Origin of the sequence: Corynebacterium sp. HMSC072D12 (genome assembly GCF_001813925.1) — a bacterium.
GTDB classification, from domain to species: Bacteria; Actinomycetota; Actinomycetes; order Mycobacteriales; family Mycobacteriaceae; genus Corynebacterium; species Corynebacterium aurimucosum.
On record NZ_KV814421.1, the window covers coordinates 23,403 to 40,874 of the forward strand.

Annotated in this window: 15 protein-coding genes and 1 tRNA gene; 8 read left to right on the top strand and 8 right to left on the bottom strand. The window is 57.3% G+C overall.

All coding sequences use genetic code 11. The features are described from left to right. Positions 1-3 precede the first annotated feature (3 nt). Positions 4-1,086 carry a site-specific DNA-methyltransferase gene (locus HMPREF2943_RS11965; protein ID WP_236659420.1) on the bottom strand — a complete coding sequence of 361 codons (1,083 nt, stop codon included), beginning with the start codon at positions 1,084-1,086 and terminating at the stop codon, positions 4-6. Between the two features lie 691 nt (positions 1,087-1,777). Here HMPREF2943_RS11965 and HMPREF2943_RS11970 point away from each other — a divergent pair. Together HMPREF2943_RS11970 and HMPREF2943_RS11975 are read left to right on the top strand one after the other, a co-directional pair. Further along, positions 1,778-1,984, top strand: coding sequence for an antitoxin (locus tag HMPREF2943_RS11970; RefSeq protein WP_070445127.1), 207 nt, complete (start codon positions 1,778-1,780; stop codon positions 1,982-1,984). A 233-nt stretch (positions 1,985-2,217) separates the two neighbouring features. Further along, the gene (locus HMPREF2943_RS11975) at positions 2,218-3,633 is read left to right on the top strand and encodes a TetR/AcrR family transcriptional regulator (RefSeq protein ID WP_246815726.1); all 1,416 of its coding nucleotides are present in this window, start codon (positions 2,218-2,220) and stop codon (positions 3,631-3,633) included. Between the two features lie 221 nt (positions 3,634-3,854). Here the strand turns inward: HMPREF2943_RS11975 and HMPREF2943_RS11980 are convergent, their stop codons facing one another. The 4 genes from HMPREF2943_RS11980 to HMPREF2943_RS11995 all read right to left on the bottom strand — a co-directional run bounded on the left by HMPREF2943_RS11980 (position 3,855) and on the right by HMPREF2943_RS11995 (position 7,426). Continuing rightward, a complete protein-coding gene (locus tag HMPREF2943_RS11980) occupies positions 3,855-5,462 on the bottom strand; it encodes a cation:proton antiporter family protein (RefSeq protein ID WP_070445130.1) in 1,608 nt (535 codons plus the stop codon). Between the two features lie 218 nt (positions 5,463-5,680). Further along, positions 5,681-5,754: transfer RNA gene (locus tag HMPREF2943_RS11985), tRNA-Pro, on the bottom strand. Positions 5,755-5,841: 87 nt separating this feature from the next. Next, positions 5,842-6,240 carry a YchJ family protein gene (locus HMPREF2943_RS11990; protein ID WP_070644630.1) on the bottom strand — a complete coding sequence of 133 codons (399 nt, stop codon included), beginning with the start codon at positions 6,238-6,240 and terminating at the stop codon, positions 5,842-5,844. Between the two features lie 7 nt (positions 6,241-6,247). Continuing rightward, the gene (locus HMPREF2943_RS11995; protein WP_210386007.1) at positions 6,248-7,426 is read right to left on the bottom strand and encodes a bifunctional alpha/beta hydrolase/OsmC family protein; all 1,179 of its coding nucleotides are present in this window, start codon (positions 7,424-7,426) and stop codon (positions 6,248-6,250) included. Between the two features lie 96 nt (positions 7,427-7,522). Between HMPREF2943_RS11995 and secA2 the strand changes: the two genes are divergently transcribed. From secA2 to HMPREF2943_RS12020, 5 genes are all read left to right on the top strand, one after another. Continuing rightward, the gene (secA2, locus tag HMPREF2943_RS12000; RefSeq protein WP_070711870.1) at positions 7,523-9,814 is read left to right on the top strand and encodes an accessory Sec system translocase SecA2; all 2,292 of its coding nucleotides are present in this window, start codon (positions 7,523-7,525) and stop codon (positions 9,812-9,814) included. 87 nt (positions 9,815-9,901) lie between these two features. Next, complete coding sequence (odhI, locus tag HMPREF2943_RS12005; protein WP_070445142.1) at positions 9,902-10,333, top strand: oxoglutarate dehydrogenase inhibitor Odhl; 432 nt, start codon at positions 9,902-9,904, stop codon at positions 10,331-10,333. 116 nt (positions 10,334-10,449) lie between these two features. Continuing rightward, on the top strand, positions 10,450-11,205 hold the full coding sequence (locus HMPREF2943_RS12010) for a transcriptional regulator FtsR (RefSeq protein ID WP_010186535.1): 756 nt from the start codon (positions 10,450-10,452) through the stop codon (positions 11,203-11,205). A gap of 136 nt (positions 11,206-11,341) precedes the next feature. Next, complete coding sequence (locus HMPREF2943_RS12015) at positions 11,342-11,932, top strand: bifunctional nuclease domain-containing protein (protein ID WP_070445145.1); 591 nt, start codon at positions 11,342-11,344, stop codon at positions 11,930-11,932. Between the two features lie 313 nt (positions 11,933-12,245). Then, positions 12,246-12,806, top strand: a complete 561-nt coding sequence (locus tag HMPREF2943_RS12020) for a MerR family transcriptional regulator (protein ID WP_168160900.1) — start codon at positions 12,246-12,248, stop codon at positions 12,804-12,806. Between the two features lie 180 nt (positions 12,807-12,986). Here the strand turns inward: HMPREF2943_RS12020 and HMPREF2943_RS12025 are convergent, their stop codons facing one another. The 3 genes from HMPREF2943_RS12025 to HMPREF2943_RS12035 are packed head-to-tail and all read right to left on the bottom strand — an operon-like array spanning position 12,987 to position 16,017. After that, entirely contained in the window at positions 12,987-13,805 is an 819-nt protein-coding gene (locus HMPREF2943_RS12025; protein ID WP_070711852.1) for a vWA domain-containing protein, read from the bottom strand. A 56-nt stretch (positions 13,806-13,861) separates the two neighbouring features. Next, positions 13,862-14,716 carry a 3-methyladenine DNA glycosylase gene (locus tag HMPREF2943_RS12030; protein ID WP_070711857.1) on the bottom strand — a complete coding sequence of 285 codons (855 nt, stop codon included), beginning with the start codon at positions 14,714-14,716 and terminating at the stop codon, positions 13,862-13,864. Further along, positions 14,713-16,017: a DEAD/DEAH box helicase gene (locus HMPREF2943_RS12035; protein WP_070711860.1), complete on the bottom strand. Its 1,305-nt coding sequence runs from the start codon at positions 16,015-16,017 to the stop codon at positions 14,713-14,715. Before HMPREF2943_RS12035 ends, HMPREF2943_RS12030 begins: the two co-directional genes overlap by 4 nt. Before the next feature lie 115 nt (positions 16,018-16,132). Between HMPREF2943_RS12035 and HMPREF2943_RS12040 the strand changes: the two genes are divergently transcribed. Then, positions 16,133-16,942: a hypothetical protein gene (locus tag HMPREF2943_RS12040; RefSeq protein WP_246817318.1), complete on the top strand. Its 810-nt coding sequence runs from the start codon at positions 16,133-16,135 to the stop codon at positions 16,940-16,942. The last annotated feature ends 530 nt before the right edge of the window (positions 16,943-17,472 follow it).

Sequence of the window (17,472 nt, forward strand, 5' to 3'; positions counted from 1 at the left end):
TTGCTAGTCCAGGGTGAAGTGGTCAAAGGGCACATCGAGTGAGCGAACTCGTGCGAGACAGATATCTGCAACCGTGTCGAAGCCTGCTTGGCGCGCCGCACTGGAGGCCTCTGTGGGGGCGGGAATCTGCACCAAATGGAAAGAGCGATGGCCACCGTCCTCGCGGTTGAGCTCGACGACGGCTTGAGCGGTTGTCCCCGAGCCAGCGAAAAAATCAAGGACTACCGCGTCTGGCCCACCGGCGATGGCAATGAGGTGCTTGAGAAGCCGTACGGGTTTAGGGAAGTCGAAGACACCTGTGATGCCGAGAGCTTCTTCGGCATCGCGACGGCCTGTGCGTGTGACTCCGAATCGCTGCCCATCCAGGATGGAACGAGGTCGTGCACCCTTCTTTTCATAGTTTTTGGTGTAGACAAAACCACGCCTGAACACCAATTCTTCGTAGTGTTCAGCAACCTTGTCCTTGCCCCATCGCCAGCGAGCTACCTTTGATTTTCCTTCTGGTTGATGGGGCCAGTACTCGCGGCCGTCGGGGGCGACGATGGGGAAGTCCAGACTGGGTAGGTAGCCCAAAGTTTTAGAGTCCAATCGGACTAAGGAGTAGTTGCCCTTCTCGTCACTGTGGTTGTAGCGGGTCGAGGTCTGCGCCTCTACATCCACATTGAACCCAGGATTTGCTGGGGACTTGGCGTAACACAAGATGTATTCATGTTCTAGTACGGCATACTTCGAGTCATTCTTGCCAGTCCCGCCCTTCTTCCAAATGAGTTGGCCAGCAAAGCAATCTTCACCAAAAACTTCATTCAGAAGGAGGCGTAGATGGGCCGATTCTGATTCGCCGATTGACACGAGGATGAAGCCTGCGTCAGCAAGCACCTCACGCGCCAGGATTAAGCGTGGCAGCATCATGGAAAGCCATTCTGCATGCCACTGCCCAAAATGCTCTGAGCGCATATCGCGGCGCTGTCGGAAGTTGTCACGATAGACAAAGTCTTTACCAGTGTTGTACGGCGGATCGATGTAGATGATGTCCGCGCGCATACCCCGCTCAATAAAGTCATTCAGTGCAGCTAGATTATCTGCCACGCTAACACTGTTAGGGGAAGAACCCCGGCCGCTGATGAGCTTTCGCTTGCTCACAGAGTCTTCTTTGGCCAGCGCAGCAGCTTGTTCCTTGCCCGGCCATACAAGCCCAAAACCGACCCCACATCGGTGGAAGCGCGCTCTACGGGGGATGGTGCGGTGACGCGAGGGCGCGTGGCAGGAAGGCAATCAGGGGAGGAATGAGACGAAGACATCGTGGCGATTAGTGTGTTGGTTATAGAGATTAAGGACCAAGGGGGGCGTTGAACATCGGGCCCTTTACTCGTTTCCCGCGGCAAAGAGGGAAAAGAGCACAAAAGGATTGTGTCTTAGAGTACAGGCGTTCACAAATGAGAGGGTGATGGCACGTACCAAGTTGTTGAACGAAAAGGGGTAGATGGTGGGGGTGGGGCATTATAGAGATACTTAAAACTCTTAGAATCTAGTTTTCCAAAACTGCCATGCGCTGTTGACAGCGTTAATTTATAAACGCTGTGGCGAAGAACTCAGGGCGTCGGTACGGTGGGGGTGTGTCGGCGCGCACGCCGAAGGCAGCGACCGTAGAGCATCTGTTCGTTGCGTGGGGAGTCTAAGGAGGCTTCACGCAATAGTGAACACGGCTCTGGTGTAGGTGCCTTCGGGTGTTGGAAGCCAGCACTGTTAGAAACAGTAAAGCAAAGGAAGGACTGTAGAAATGGGTATTTTTGACAAGGCAAAGGATGCGCTGAACACCGATAAGGGTGAGCAGATTTCGGATAGCGCACTGGACAAGGGTGCAGACTTGGCTAAGGGAAAGCTGGGCGAGGACAAGGCAGATAAGATTGACTCTGTGCGTGACCAGCTTGATGAACGTATCGGCAACCAGGGTGCTGAGGCTCCCGAGGGCGATGAGCAGAAGTAAAGACTAGCCGCCTCTCCGGCATGGTAGCCTTGGGCGACTAGGGCATGCCCAGTAGTCTAAAAAGTCCTGTCCACAAAGTGGGCAGGACTGTATAAGTTTTACACTAATGTATAGTTCAACCTGTTTTGGTTCAGTTGCGGACTGATGCGGCCAGGAAGGAAACTGAGAATATTCTATAAAGTTTCCTATCTTGCGTTTATGGAATTAGAATTGACCTATTCCTGGGTAGGCTAATGACCGTGATTACTTCAGTAGATGTGGAACACGGTAACCGCCCCTCTCGGCAGCTACTTATTGAGCAAGCCGGCCGGGTCATTGCCAAGGCGGGTATTGATGAAGTCCGCCTGCGGGAGGTTGCAGATCAAGTCGATGTGCCTTTTGGGGAAGCACGGGCACTGTTTGCATCTGAGGCTGAGCTTGTTGAAGCTACTAAGCATTCGCTCAATGAAGCATTGACCTCAGTAGTTGATTTACATCTAGAACGCTTACCTGAAAACGCAACTGCAGTGGACAAGCTCCGGGCCACAGCTCTGTCGTATTTCTCTTTTGCGGTTGAGGATCCTTCCGCCTTCGCAGCATTTACTGCGGTCCACGCAACGCCGCAGGTGGGGCTGAAGGCGGAAGATTTTGGTGACCGAGGCGGGCGCGCCGAGACGTGCCCTATAATGCGGATGCTTTTTGAGCTGACTGAAGACGCTATAAGGGAATCCGGCGGCCGAGAGGTCGATGCAAAGGGGACTCTGCTTTCAGCGTTGTCTATCTTCTCGCATTTGCACGGCGTAACGCAGCTCGCTGCTGAAGGAATCTTGCGTTACCTTTCGCCAGCAGCCAAGAAGCAGACGTTTAGTGCTGTTATGGATACTCTCAGCGTTGGTCTTTACCCATTTTTTAGGGGTGAGCGAATTGAACGCACCATTCCTTATGGATTGGTGGGGGAGCAGCCGGAAGCGCTTTTGACAAAGGCTAAGGATCTTCCACGCACGACAGAAGAAGAGCAGCGTTCAGCGCTGCTTCGGGGTGCTGTCGAGGAGATTCTTGATCGTGGTGTAACCGGACTGTACATCGGCGGAGCTGCGAATCGAGCAGGCCTCAGCGTTCAAGAGGCTGAACACCTGTTTGAAAGTGATAAGGAACTAGCTAACTATCTTGAGCGCTATCTGGACAAGATCAACTATGAGTTCATTTACCGTCAGGTGGCTGCATTGCCTGAAGATGCTAGTGCCGTATCCAAGATTAAGGCCACAGGTTATGGGTATGTCTCACATGCCCTGTATGACCCACAAGGTTTCGATACGCTGATCAAGATTGCATCTGGGCCAATCGTCCCCATGTCATTCGAAGATAATTTCCTCCCGAATGCAAACAAAGCGGTCGAGCTCGAGCGCGACTTTAGCGAGTTTGGACGAGCTTTTGGCTTCATTATGTCTCTTGTGCGCGAGGTTATCGATGAGGTTGATGGACCACGCACCCCGTGGGTGCTTTTCACCCTAGTTATTTCGGTATGGGCGGGTGCTCATGGTCTTTCCATGTTGAGCACAAAGGGTCCATTGCGTGGTTATGACTCGGACTTCATTTTTGAAGTCCTCACGCAGTATATGGATATCGAATTTGGCGGTATCATGCGAAGCCTTAGCGGTATGGCAAACTAGTTTCACTCTCGTGACGGTGCAGCGTTCCTAGTTGGCCGCAACGCTTATCACGGCTAATCTCCACTTCCTTAAGGGGAAGCGGAGATTTTTCTTCTTAGTTCTTCCGTGTGAAGTTACTTTGTGGCGGGTGAGATATGCGTAGTTTCTAGGTGCATTTGTGTGGCCGGAGGAGGAGAAAGCCCGCCGGGGTGGGAAGGCGCCGCTCCGATGCCGTCGTAGACCTAGAGCTCACCAGCCAGGCGCAGGCGCCGCATCTGGTTTTCGGTGAAGGTCCGTTCGGCCAGTGATTCGCCTGCACCGTCCTGCAGATGCACCACGACGTTAAGCCCGAGTTCCTCGAGGTCTTCTACGTCCTCGCGGTACATTGCCACCGAGCTAATGGTGCATTCCTCGGGGTTGATATCGGAGGCGAAGATCTCCTTGACTGCGTCGACGTTCGCGTGCTGGGCGGGCATAGCAAGCATGATCATGTCAATGTGGTGACTGTCCTTGACACGCTCCCAGAAGTCGACATCGGTGGCATCGCCTTCCACGACATTGAAGCCGCGCTCTTGGAGGTGGCGCACCCGGGCTGGATCATGCTCCACGCCTAAGACTTTCGCGCCATAGACCTCTGTGAGCTCCTTGTAACAGGAAAGTCCTAGGCGGCCGACCCCAAGGACCAAAGCATGGGCATCCCCCAGCTCGATCGGACGATCTTCCGGGTGAATCTTGTGCGGTGGGCGCGTAGGTAAGCGTTTGGCCACGTGCGTGGCCCGCGAGACGCTCTGTGGGTTGAAAATGGCGGAGATGACGAAGCTCAAGGACACTGCGAGAACCAATGAAAGTAGCCAGCGCTGATTCAGCCAGCCGTCTTCCACCCCGAGGGCAGCAATGATTAACGCGAATTCGGAATAATTGGCCAGGAGCAAAGACGCGAGGACGGAAGTACGGTTGCGCAGCCCTAGTGTCCACAGGATGGCCCAGTAGGCGATTCCCTGGACAGGCAAAAGCATTAGGAGCAGGCTGGCGTCAAGGAGGTGCTGCCACGTCGGGAGGCCCAGGAAGCCGATGTTGACGAAGAAGCCAACCAGCAGCAATTCTTTGAGTGTGAACAGTGAATGGCTGAGTTGTTCCGCACCAGGGGAGCGAGAGAGAACCACGCCCATGATGAGAGCACCCAGACTGCCCGAGAGTCCGACCCATTCGAAAAGAGCATAACCAGGCAGAAGGGCCATCACGATGCCGAATAGTGCGCCCAGCTCACCGTGGCCGAGCTTGTACCAGCGGCGCGTTGTCAATGCCAGTAGCGGCACGATGAGTACAAGCAAGAGGGCAGTCAAGCTGGGCGGCTCCCCGCGGAGAATGCTCATGAAGGCAACAGCGATGATGTCCTGCATAATGAGTACGCCAATACAGATATTTCCGTACAGGGCTTGTTCATCGCCGCGGTCCTGCAGGATTTTTAAGACCACGATGGTGCTTGAGAAGCTCAGTACCAGGGCGATGTTGACAGCTACCGAAAAGCTCGTAGGCCCAAATACACCAAGAGCCCCGAGTGCTGTAATGAAGCCCGCTCCGAGCAGAGTCATCACGAGTACATGTGCGCTGGCTGTCAGCCACACAGCTTTATCAGTTAAGGCCCTGAGATCGAGGCGTAACCCGATTGCGAAAAGCATGAGAGTAACGCCAATGTCCGCGAATAGATTTAATGCTTCGACATGCTCGACTCCGCCGGCGTTGAGCGCAAAGCCAGCGGCGAGAAATCCAATAAGTGGAGGCAGGCGCACTGCCCACGCGATGAGGCCGCAGCCAAACACCACAGCGAGGTAGGTCAACAACAATTCCATGAATTGTAATAGTGCCTCAACCCAGGTTATAGCCCTAGTTAGAAACGCTCTTTAGCCCATGAGGGGGAGAAACATAGGGGCAGCGCTGCTTGGCGACGACACATTAGGCACTTTGAAGTTCTGAGTTACGGTGGACTAGCCGGCTAGTCCACCTCAGGATGGGAAAGGAAAACGTGAGAAAAGGCTGACCAGAATCGCTCTGACCAGCCGTAATACTGTCGGACTAACAGGATTTGAACCTGCGACCCCTACACCCCCAGTGTAGTGCGCTACCAAACTGCGCCATAGTCCGCCGTCGCACTATTTCGTGCAACTGCTACAGATTACACCAACGGTATTCGCTTCGACAAATCCCAGCTCAACCTCTGTTTTAAAGGCTCTAAAACTCTCCGGTGGAATAGACCCACTGCCCGCCTTGGCGGCGAAAAGAGGAGCGCTCCCGTTGAGAGCCCTTGGCAGCTCCCTTATAGAAAGCCTCGAATTCAACGATGCCGGTCTGGTCCAAGGGGCCGCCCGCGACGGTGTCGATAATGTCGAGGCGATAAAAGCGAATGCCGGTTTCGGCGAGGTCGAGGCGCTCCGGGCGGGTTTCGGGGTCCCAGGTGCGCAGCAAATAATCCTCGTCGCCGGTGACGAAAGCGCTGAAACGCGAGCGCATCAGGGCCTCCGCTGAGGGGGCGGGTGTGCCGGCATGGTAGCGCGAGCAGCACTCGCCGAAGCTTAGGCCGGTACCGCAGGGGCAGCGGGCGGCAGGATCAAGTGGGTTAAGAACAACCATGGGCGGCTTATTCTGCAGTGGTTGCCACGGCGGTGGCGATGTCCACAGCGAGGAGGGAGTCGATGGTGGTGGAAGCGGCGGCGTCGGCAAGCGCGCGTTGTTGATCGGCACTCAGAGAAGCAGGAAGCGTCACCGTACGTGTGAGACGAGATTCGGATTCTTGGCTAACCCTTACAGATACCGCTTCGAGTACCTTCGCGTCGATTTTCTGCGCCTTGCCCGCTTCTTTGATGGCCTGGGTGCTTGCCGCAGCCACAGCGGACATAAGAAGGCCTTCCGCGGTGAAACCTTGGCCTTTGCCGCCGTTCTTTTTCGTGCGGTCAGCGCTCACCGATCGGTCATTGTGGCGCACGACGACGCCCATCCTGGTTCCAACTGCCGGGATTGCAAGCGCTGAGTCCTCAGCAACTGGGGTGGGAAGGTTCTCCGGAACAATAAACTGCTCCGCCCACGCCCCGATGAGGTCGGCGGCACGGGCTGCCGCGCCCTGCTTAGTCACCAGGTGATCGGCCTTATCCAAGGCGACGAGGGACTTGGGATAACGCGTGGTCCGGAAAATATTTTGCGCGTTATCAATGCCCACCGTTTGATCAATGGGGGAATGCAGCACCATGAGGGGCTTGCGCAGACGCGGAAGATAGTCCTCCGGGTTGGTCTCAGCAAGGTCTTCGAGGAAGAGACGCGAAATGGTCAGCGCCCGGCCTCCAAGGGTGACCTCGACTTCACCGTTGGCGTCGACCTCGCCGATCTTGTCGGCGTAGTGCAGCACGGAGTGTGCAGGATCGAAGGGGGCGCCGATGGTGGCCACGGCCTTGAGGGAGCGAATGTTGTTGGCCGCGGCCAGAGCGGCAGCCCCGCCCAGTGAATGGCCCATGAGTAGCTGCGGTGCGGAATAGTTCTGTGCTAGCCAGTCAGCGGCGGCCTGGATATCGGCAACATTCTGGCTGAAACATGTGTCCGCAAAATTTCCTTCGGATTGGCCTAGGCCAGGAAAATCAAAGCGCAGGGTAGCGATGCCAAAGTTAGTCAGCTGTTTGCTCACGCGGGCAGCGCCCGGGGTATGGCGCGAGCCGGCAAAGCAGTGCGCGAAGATGGCGAAGGCTTGCGGAGGGGAGTCAGGGAAGTCGATGGTTCCGGCCATCGTGGTACCGGTGCTGGAGGGGAGCGACACGTTCACGGATTGCATGACCATAAGGATATAAGGGCGAACGCACGCCTGCGAACCGGGGTTGACTAGAGTCGATAGAAGACCTGTATGACGCACAAGGATGGAGGAGTGCTCATGGGCGCATTCGATTGGTTCTGGAAGGCAATGGGCGCGCAGTCCGAACGCAACAACAAGAAGTCGAAAGCCGTTGTGACGGCCGCAGATTCCGCGGTAGAGGATATCGCGAACCTGTCGGATGCAGAGGTTGCCGCCACCGCACGGGAGTGCGTGAAGGACGGCAAGATCGCGGATAAATCCCGCTTCCTCGCAGCCCTAGCCGTGGCCAGCGAACGCAAGCTTGGCATGCGTCCCTTTACTGTCCAGTCCCAAGCTGTGCTGCGTCTTCTTGAAGGCGACGTTATCCAGATGGCCACTGGTGAGGGAAAGACGCTGGTGGGAGCCATGGCCGCGACGGGTTTTGCGCTGACCGGCAAGCGCGTGCACCTGGTGACAGTGAACAATTATCTAGCAGCGCGCGACGCTGAATGGATGCGCCCGCTCGTGGAGTTCTTTGGACTCACGGTGGCCCCGGTAACGGAGAAGCTCGGCCCGGAAGAACGCCGCGCGGCTTACTTATCCGACATCATCTATGCACCAGTCAATGAGCTCGGTTTCGATGTGCTACGGGATAACCAGATCACGTCCCGCGAGCAAACGGTGCAAGCGCGCGCGGATGTGGCGTTGGTGGATGAAGCGGATTCTGTGCTTGTCGACGAAGCCCTCGTCCCCCTCGTCCTCGCCGGAAATCGCCCCGGTGAGGAATCTACGGGCCACATCACCAACGTGGTGTCCCGGCTGCGAGAGGAGCAGGACTACGTTATTGCGGAGGATGGGCGCACGGTAGCGCTCACCGACGAGGGCGCGGCGCGTGTGGAGCACGAATTGGGACTCGACTCGCTCTACTCGGAGGAGAACATCGGCTCCGTGCTGGTCAAAGTTAACTTAGCGCTGCACGCTAAGGCATTGCTTATCCGCGATATTCACTACATCATCACGGACGGAAAACTGCAGCTTATCGACGCCTCCCGCGGCCGCGTAGCGGAACTGCAGCGCTGGCCGGATGGCCTCCAGGCCGCGGTGGAGGCCAAGGAAGGCCTAGAGGTGTCAGAAGGAGGGCGCATCCTCGACACCATTACGCTCCAGGAGCTCATGCGGCGCTATCCGCTGGTGTGCGGCATGACCGGAACCGCAGTGGAGGCAACAGACCAACTGCGTCAGTTCTATGACCTGCACGTCTCGGTCATCGACCGTAACAAGGAACTGCAGCGCTTCGACGAACCTGACCGCATTTATGCCTCCGTGGATGAAAAATCCCGTGCCATCGTCAATGAAATCGTGGCAATCAATAGCACTGGCCAGCCGGTACTCGTGGGTACCCACGATGTTGCTGAATCAGAAGACCTCGCCGAAGCCCTACGTGAACAGGGGATTACGGTCAACGTCCTCAACGCAAAAAATGATGAGGACGAGGCGCGCATCGTTGCGGAAGCAGGCGACGTGGGGCGAGTGACTGTGTCTACCCAGATGGCGGGCCGCGGCACCGATATCAAGCTGGGCGGCGCGGATGAGTCTGACCGTGAAGCCGTTGTTGAAAAGGGCGGTTTGGCAGTGCTCGGCACCTCGCGGCACCGCTCCTCCCGTTTGGATAACCAGTTGCGCGGGCGTGCAGGCCGCCAAGGAGATCCGGGCATGTCGCTCTTTTTCGTTTCCTTGGAGGATGACGTGGTCAAACAGGGCGGTGAAGATGAATCCTTGTCCGCGCGCCCCGATGCCGATGGGCTCATCGATTCCAAGCGCGTCCGGGACTTCATTGCACACTGCCAACGCGTGACGGAAGGGCAACTGCTGGAGATTCACGCGCAAACCTGGAAGTACAACCAGCTGCTCGCGGACCAACGCATCATTATCGATGAGCGCCGTGCCAAGTTGCTCGACACTGATCAAGCCTGGCAGGAGTTGGCTGAACGGGCGCCCGAACGCGCAGCCGAGCTTGGCGACGTCCCCGCGGAAGCTCGTGAGCGGGCTGCCCGCGAGATTATGCTGTACCACCTAGATTTGGCGTGGGCCGACCACCTAGAGCTGATGGATGACGTTCGTGAATCCATCCACTTGCGCGCCATCGCCCGCGAGACGCCCATCGACGAATACCACCGCATCGCGGTGCGTGAATTTAAGGACTTGGCGCAGCGGGCAGTTGATGATGCTCTAGATACTTTTAAGACTGTGCTTATTGATTCTGAGGGTGCCCACCTCGAGGATCATGGGCTGTCTCGACCGAGCGCCACGTGGACTTATATGGTCTCTGATAACCCACTATCTGGGGGCGGAAATTCCGTGCTCAAGGGCATAGGAAACATTTTCCGCTAATGTAAATGCGCCAGAGGTGACTCGCGCGGACAGCGGAGTCGCTAATATGGAATGAGTCAACATCGATCCGACCCTTCGGAGGTAAAAATGAGCGAGAATACCGGAACGCCGGAACCGCAGGCAGAGACTACTTCTGTCTTCCGCGCTGATCTTCTCAAGGAGATGGAAAACGGCACCGCGGCGGGTTCTGACGCCTCCGTTGCCGGCGCTGAGAACCTGGCAGAGGGCCAGGCGCTGCTCGTCGTAAAGCGCGGTCCCAACGCTGGCGCACGCTTCCTGCTGGATCAGCCGACCACTACCGCCGGACGCCACCCAGAAGCAGACATCTTCCTTGATGATGTCACGGTGTCCCGCCGCCATGCCGAGTTCCGCTCCAAAGACGGCCAATTTGAGGTTGTCGATGTCGGATCGCTCAACGGCACTTACGTCAACCGTGAGCCGCGCAATGCGCAGGTGCTGGAAGTAGGCGATGAAATCCAGATCGGTAAGTTCCGCCTGGTTTTTATTGCCCCTCAATAAAGCAGTTCTAGTTAGCAGGAACTAACGGGTGCGAGGGGAGTAGGTTTATTTCGCACCCTGCCCACGTTCCCGCTGTGTCCAAGTGAAACCGTGTAGAAAGCAGTAGTAGTCCTATCGTGAGTGCGCAGAAGTCCACCGCCGCTGCCGCAGCAGCGTCTTCCGTGGCCAAGAAGACCAAGCCTGCTAAGCAGAAGCCCATGTCTATTGGCGTAACGCTGAAGCACGTTCAGAAGCAATTTCCGGACGTGACGGTGTCGAAGATTCGCTTCTTGGAGTCTGAGGGGCTGATTACTCCGGAGCGCACCGCAAAGGGCTACCGTCGCTATTACCAAAAAGACTTGGACCGCCTGCGCTACATTCTGACTGCGCAGCGTGATCACTACACGCCGCTCAAGGTCATTCGGGAACAACTGGATGCGATGGACTCGGGGCAGGTGACCGCTATTGTCTCCTCCCAGGCTGAGGCCCTTATCAGCGCTGAGCAGCTACGTGCGCCGGTAGTTACCCGGCTTACCGACGCCGACGTGGCCGACCAAGCCGGAACAACGCAGGAAAACATCGCGAAACTGGTCTCGGTGGGCCTGATCAAGCCGGATCCGGCGGGCTTCTTCGACACGGATGACGTGTCCATTGTCTCCGCGGCCGTGGCGCTGGAGTCCTTTGGGCTCGAGGCTCGGCAGTTGAAATCGCTGCGCAATGCTGCCCGACGCCAGGCGGACATGATTTCGCAGGTGGCAACGCCGGTCGCGCATTCGAAGTCTGATACCGCCCCGCAACAGGCGGAGGAACTGTCACAGCAGATGGCGGCCCTGGTTTTATCGCTCCACGGGACGTTGGTCAAGACCGAGCTTCGCGACGAATTCCGGCCTTAAAACCTGATGCCTGGCTCGCGATGGAATGTGGCCTAACCCAGGCTTCGTGTCGCCTTCTCGTGCCACTCCGAGTATCTTTACGCTGCCTAGCTGGCCCGAGAACCATGTGCAAGAAAAGTGTGTAAAAGTGGGTCCCATGACTACTGAAGTACTGAAATTTTTAGGAATCCATCCCGTCGGACCCGAAAACAATCTGTGCGCTCTTTTCTACTGGGAAGAGGCGGACCGGCACGTGCCAGTGTGGGTCTCACCGATTGATGGGGCGCGCGTGCTGCAAGTCCTCGAGCGCCATTTCAACGCGCGGCCAAGTACCTACGAGCTGCTCATCGCCTTCGCGGACCAGCTCGATGGCATCGAGCACATCTGCGTCTCCGAGTACCGCAAAGGCGTTTTCATGGTTGATCTTGTGGACGGAACCGGCGAAGAGCATGATGCCCGTCTGTCCGATGCACTCGTCCTGGCAGACCACTATGGGCTACCCATCCATTTTGAAAAGGATGTGCTCGACGAGGTGGCCATCTACATTAGCGACGAGGACCTTAAAGAGTATTACGACCTAGAGCGCGAGGCGGAATCCCCGGAAACCTTTCCAGAGAAGCGCATGCGCGACTTTCAAGAGCGAGCTGCTCAGCAGAAAACGCAGGAAGATGATGGCTTCGAGCAGATGATGCGTGATTCTGGCATATCGGAGGAGGACTTGCTCGGAGGAGAGGAAGGGGAGGACTAACTCCTTCACTGTGAGGAGCCTAGGTTCCGCGTGGTTCAATAGCGGACTTATGTTCTAAACCGACCTTTGATGGACAGAGCGGCGCCCTTACGGGCGCCGCTTTTCTCGTGCTGTCACTGAAATTTTTTAATGACACGCGTGTGACTAATGATGACAAAGTGAATCAAAAAGTCTAAAGTTCTACTAGAGGTTCACCGATGACGACCCTTGACGCCGTCGCTGACGTGTCCTTTAATAGAAAAATAGAACTCCCCTCAAGTATCACTGGAGTAATTACGTGAGCAGTAAGAATAATCGTACTGAGTCCAGCGCCCTGCCGCTCGACGAGATTGCCGCCAACACCTACGTTCAGGAATCTCTCTTCGATGTAGGGCCTGATGAGGAGCTGGGCTACCGCGTTCCCATCGCGTGTCAGGTAGCTGGAATCACCTATCGCCAGCTGGACTACTGGGCGCGCACCGACTTGGTTAAGCCCTCGATCCGTACTGCCCGCGGTTCCGGTTCCCAGCGCTTGTACTCCTTTAAAGACGTGCTGGTCCTGAAGATTGTCAAGCGCCTTCTGGATACCGGAATCTCCCTCCAGAACATCCGCCTCGCCGTGGAGTCTTTGCGCGACCGTGGTGTCAACGATCTTGCTGAGCTCACCTTGGTGTCGGACGGCACCACGGTCTACGAGTGCCGGTCTAACGACGAAGTTATCGACCTGCTGGCCGGCGGCCAAGGCGTGTTCGGCATCGCTGTGCCGGGTATTCTCAAGGAACTCTCTGGTACCATTACTTCCTTCCCAGCCGAGCGTGTTGTAGAGGAAGAAGACATCGACGTTGTCATTGGCCTCGACGAGCTGGCCGCTCGCCGCAAGCGCAAGACCTCCTAAAACGCCTACCACAGGAAGCCGCCGCCGCTCCTCCTCCTGCGCACTGCAGCTCACGTCAGTGCTGTTGAGGATGCGGCGGCTTTTCTTCTCTGCAGCCCTGCACCCACATGACGGTTTTACGTGCCCGCACACCGTCGCTTCAAGCAAGGCCGCGCATCCTCCAGGTGCGTACCTAAATTATTACGCCCCAGCGGCGCTCGCGATGCTTTCTTGTGCATTGGAAGGATTCGAGACAGTGGAATAATCGTCTGCGAGTTTTTCCAACTCTGTGTCCTTTTCGCCATCACCGATATGGACCACACTCAAACTAACGCCTTCACCGCGAGCGTTCTTGGCTGCCTCCGCAAAGCTTGCGTCATCCATATCCTGTTGGGTCCCAGTGGTAATCAGCACGACGCGAGTGTTTTCGCCACTACCAGCTGTTTGATCCGTGGCGTTATCGAGTGCCGCAACGACGGCGCTGCGTGTTTGTGGTACACCGCCGGTGCCGAACTGCCCCACGGCAAAGGCGACGTTCTCGGCGTCGCCGTAAGCAACATTTTGACGGAAGCCCACGATGGCTGTTGCGGAAATGGGGGAGGAATAGTTCCAGAGAGCCACTTGGCTTCCCTTCGCGCCGACCGCCGTTGCCGCCTCCGCCACGCCCTGAGTGACAGCATCGAAGTACGGAGCAAGGCTGTCGGATGTATCGAGCAGGAACAGCGTATTTGGCGCGACATCTTCAGGGGCCTTGTCTTCCGAGCTGGGCGCGGCCGAAGAAGGCTGCTCTGATTCCGAAGACGTGGCGGATTCCGGAGTCTTGGCCGCAGTGCTGGTGGGGGCTTCCTCAGTGGAAGTCTCAGCGGTTGTGTCCGCAGCCTCTGTTTCAGATTTTGAGGAATCTCCCTCTCGGAAAAGGAAGAAACCGCCGATGGCCAGCGCCAACACCGCCAGGACGGCCACGATGATGACCCACGGTGCAAATGCGTAGTTATTTTTTCCATCCGAGTGCCGAGCCATCTTTTTCCTTCCGCGCTGAGGTCTCGGGGCCGCGCAATGCGTCCCGATGGGTCACATCAATGGTCTCTCATTGTAGCGCTCAGCGCTGCTCTAATTTGGGAGACAAGCCGCGCGCGGAGTGGCTCGGAGGCGTCGGCAAGCGCGCGTTGGCGTCGCACGTACTCCGACTTTCCCTCGGGCGTTTCGATAGGAACGACACCAAAGCCCCATTCTCGACAATCGTAGGGAGAGGCCTCCATATCGAGCGTGCGTGCGGCGACGGCCAGACGGAAGGTGTCAAGAAACAACTCACCCGGCACCAGCGGCCCCAATTTCCACGCCCACTTATAGAGATCCATGCTCACATGGACGCACCCTGCTTGGTCGTTTTCCGGCTGGTCTTCGCGGTTCAGCACCGTGAGATTGAGCGGACGCGCGGGCTCCGTAAAGAAACGGAAGGCATCGTAATGGGTGCACTTGATGCGGTGCTTGTCGACGACCTCATTCGTCCCCTCCGCCCCTAACCGCAACGGCAGGTCATGGCGAGGAGCATCAGTGCGGTAGACCATGGCCCATTCATGCAGCCCAAAACAATCAAATTGGGTGGGGTTGCGTGTGGTCTTTTCCAGTAGGTCAAGGATGTAGCGCACGGTACCGCCGCGGCGCTCGAGGAAGGCCTCGGTGTCTACCGCAATTCCCTCAGCAGTGCGGTGGTAGTAGCGCCAGTCGCTGTGTGGAGCATCCCCTGCCAGGGTGATGCCTACCCCTGGGTGCCAACGCCGCAGATGCGAAGGGCGAACAGGGTAGTATTCGAAGAGAAAGTCGTAGACAGGGTGGTAGGAACCAGGGTGCCGAAAGCGCTTGAGGAACTCATCTGCTGATTCCTCATGCTTGCGCATTCGAGCTTGCCAGTCTGTGGTCTGCAGAATCATCGTTGACCTGCGTTGCCCCGTCGGCGGCGCGAGCTACGGTGGCGCTGGCCTTGGGTGCCCGCCCGCTGACGCGATGTCTGCTTCTTAGATGGTTGCTGGTGTGGTGGGCCGAGCGGTTCGCCCTTTGGCTTGCGTGCACCGGTCATCTGGGCAAGCTCAGGACTGCTGGCAGGGTTGGCGCGGTCGCTGATGTCGAGGTCGGTGTGTTTGACCCCCGCTTTCGCGATGAGTTTAGCCACCTCGTCGCGCTGTTCATCAGTGACGAGCGTGACAACGGTGCCTGAATCTCCACCGCGCGCCGTGCGGCCGGAACGGTGCAGGTAGGCCTTGTGTTCCGCGGGCGGGTCAACGTGGACGACGAGGGAAACGTCCGCGATGTCGATTCCCCGCGCGGCGATGTCGGTGGCGACGAGCACAGGAACGCTGCCGTCGGCGAAGCCCTCTATAGCCTTTGTCCGTGAGCCCTGGCCCTTATCGCCGTGGAGGGGCAGCGCATTGATACCGACTCTGCGGAGCTTTTTGGCTTGCCTGTCGACGCCGTGCTTAGTGCGCATGAACATGATGGTCTTGCCTTTGCGTGCACCTAGGCGCAGGACGACGTCGTTGCGCGCCTCACGCGTGCCGATATATATCAGGTGGTGTTCCATCGTGTCCACGGCGGCCTCGACAGGCGCGGTGGAGTGAGTTACGGGCTCGTGCATGAACTGCTGGACCAGCTTGTTGACTTCACCGTCGAGGGTGGCGGAGAAGAGTAGGCGTTGGCCGTCTGGTGGGGTGAGCTTAAGTAGTTTGCGCACTTGGGGGAGAAACCCCATGTCCGCCATCTGGTCGGCCTCGTCGAGGGCAGTGATAGCGACGTGGTCGAAGAAAAGCTTGCCCTGGTCGATCAGATCCTGTGCTCGCCCCGGTGTAGCAACGAGCAGGTCGACCGGGCGCGCGAGTGAGCGAATGTGGTTGTTGATGTTGACGCCTCCGACTACCGCAAGCACACGCAGGCCGAGGGCAGCTGCTGGTTCTTCCAGGCGCTGCTGGATCTGGGTTGCCAACTCGCGTGTTGGTGCCAGAACGAGCCCACGTGGGTGCGCGGGGCGGGAAACACCAGATTTTGCCAGCCGGGACAACATAGGAAGACCGAACGTAAAGGTTTTCCCCGAACCGGTGGGGCCGCGGCCGAGGACGTCCTTGCCGGAGAGGGTGTCGGGGATCGCGGCTTCTTGGATAGGGAAGGGGGTCGTGATGCCCTGCTTATCTAGAACACGGACAACATCGCGGGGGAGGCCGAGATCGGCGAAAGTACTCATCGGATGGCAGTCTAATGCGCTGCACCGTCAGATCGAAAAGCTATGACGGGGAACGGGCCTCGCATCCTGGATTTTTCACAATATTGTGACGTGGTTCTCTGTTAGATTGATCGGCATGACGAACCCTTTCGCTAACCCGCAACAACCGCCCGGTGGATTTGGACAGAACCCACAGCAAGGCCACCCAGCGCACAACCAAGCAGCACCTGGATTTAACAATCAGAATCAAGGGCCTAACGCCAGCGGACCGGCAATGCCGCAGCCGCCGGAAAAGAAGTCGAGCTCGAAGAAGGTGCTGTGGATTGTACTGGCAGTAATCCTTGTACTCGCTATTATCGCAGCCGTCGCAATCTTTGCTGCGGTTTCCTTCTTCAAGGATGTCGCAGCCGACTTCGACGAAGCACCACGAAACGTCGCGGCTTCTGATGACACGTATTGGAATAGTACATACGACGCTGATGATGTCGACAGTATCCGAGCCTCCGAGGTATCTGCTCCGGTGCCCGAACCGCTTATTGGGCTTTCGGACGAGTGCTATGAGGACACGTCTTTCTTTGGGCAGTCGGACTATCTGGGCTTGGACGTGCAGTGGGTTCCGACGATCTCTTGTATTTATGGCCCGGACAGGGAGTTCGTGGCTCAGTACACAGAGAACGCGGATGCGATTCGCGATACAGAAAGCGTTGGGCTAAGCGATTCCGTTAAGGACTTTACTTCGGCCCGTGGCTCGCAGATTGCCGCCTTTGGGGAGGCAGAGGAGTACGTGATTGCGGAAGTTCTCGAGGATGGCGACGCGGTCATTGAGTACGTCATGGATGGTTATGACGACAACGGGGAGGAAGCTGATTTGAATGATCTAGCAACCTATCTTGTGGGTGCGGGCATCCTTGAGCTGACTCCGGGAGGCCCGCCGGTGGATGCCTAGCTTTTAGCGCCGCACCTCCCAGCCACCCGCCGGCTGCACAGCCCGCGAGTGCGCATTTGTCATCCGCAGGCGGTGTGGATAGCCGGGATAGCGGGCAGTAAAGTTCTCGGCCGCTCCTGCTTCAGGTCGATTGCTTTCGAGAACTAGCTTGAAAGTGTTTCGCTGCGGTGGGGCATCGCACGGTCGACTTGTTGTCACACACCACGGGTATCCCGTTAATCTTTCGGTTGGCGGGTCTCGTTCTTTAAGGGCTTAAACCCGGCCTTACTGTCACTGCCGTTGCATCTGGGTGGCGGGTTTCTCCTTTAAGGGCTCAAGAGTCCCGGTACACCCCGCTGCATTTTGTGGCGCATTAGCCGTGGTCAGGGATCCCCGCGTACCTTGTTGTGGTTTGTGGGTGGTGTTGTCTTGAAGGATCGCCGATGTGCCCGCGAACCTTCCCTCGGTTGGCGGGTGGCGGTATTGGTGCAGGTGGTAAGCCGTTTCCTTTCAGTCGTTGTTGTGTGTGGTGGCTGGGGTTAGCTGCTGTC

What these genes read in the sequence shown, in the direction of transcription:
- HMPREF2943_RS11970 (WP_070445127.1), top strand. Translation starts at nt 1,778, where the DNA reads ATGGGTATTTTTGACAAGGCAAAGGATGCGCTGAACACCGATAAGGGT.
- HMPREF2943_RS11975 (WP_246815726.1), top strand. Translation starts at nt 2,218, where the DNA reads ATGACCGTGATTACTTCAGTAGATGTGGAACACGGTAACCGCCCCTCT.
- HMPREF2943_RS11980 (WP_070445130.1), bottom strand. Translation starts at nt 5,462, where the DNA reads ATGGAATTGTTGTTGACCTACCTCGCTGTGGTGTTTGGCTGCGGCCTC.
- HMPREF2943_RS11990 (WP_070644630.1), bottom strand. Translation starts at nt 6,240, where the DNA reads ATGGTTGTTCTTAACCCACTTGATCCTGCCGCCCGCTGCCCCTGCGGT.
- HMPREF2943_RS11995 (WP_210386007.1), bottom strand. Translation starts at nt 7,426, where the DNA reads ATGCAATCCGTGAACGTGTCGCTCCCCTCCAGCACCGGTACCACGATG.
- secA2 (WP_070711870.1), top strand. Translation starts at nt 7,523, where the DNA reads ATGGGCGCATTCGATTGGTTCTGGAAGGCAATGGGCGCGCAGTCCGAA.
- odhI (WP_070445142.1), top strand. Translation starts at nt 9,902, where the DNA reads ATGAGCGAGAATACCGGAACGCCGGAACCGCAGGCAGAGACTACTTCT.
- HMPREF2943_RS12015 (WP_070445145.1), top strand. Translation starts at nt 11,342, where the DNA reads ATGACTACTGAAGTACTGAAATTTTTAGGAATCCATCCCGTCGGACCC.
- HMPREF2943_RS12025 (WP_070711852.1), bottom strand. Translation starts at nt 13,805, where the DNA reads ATGGCTCGGCACTCGGATGGAAAAAATAACTACGCATTTGCACCGTGG.
- HMPREF2943_RS12030 (WP_070711857.1), bottom strand. Translation starts at nt 14,716, where the DNA reads ATGATTCTGCAGACCACAGACTGGCAAGCTCGAATGCGCAAGCATGAG.
- HMPREF2943_RS12035 (WP_070711860.1), bottom strand. Translation starts at nt 16,017, where the DNA reads ATGAGTACTTTCGCCGATCTCGGCCTCCCCCGCGATGTTGTCCGTGTT.
- HMPREF2943_RS12040 (WP_246817318.1), top strand. Translation starts at nt 16,133, where the DNA reads ATGACGAACCCTTTCGCTAACCCGCAACAACCGCCCGGTGGATTTGGA.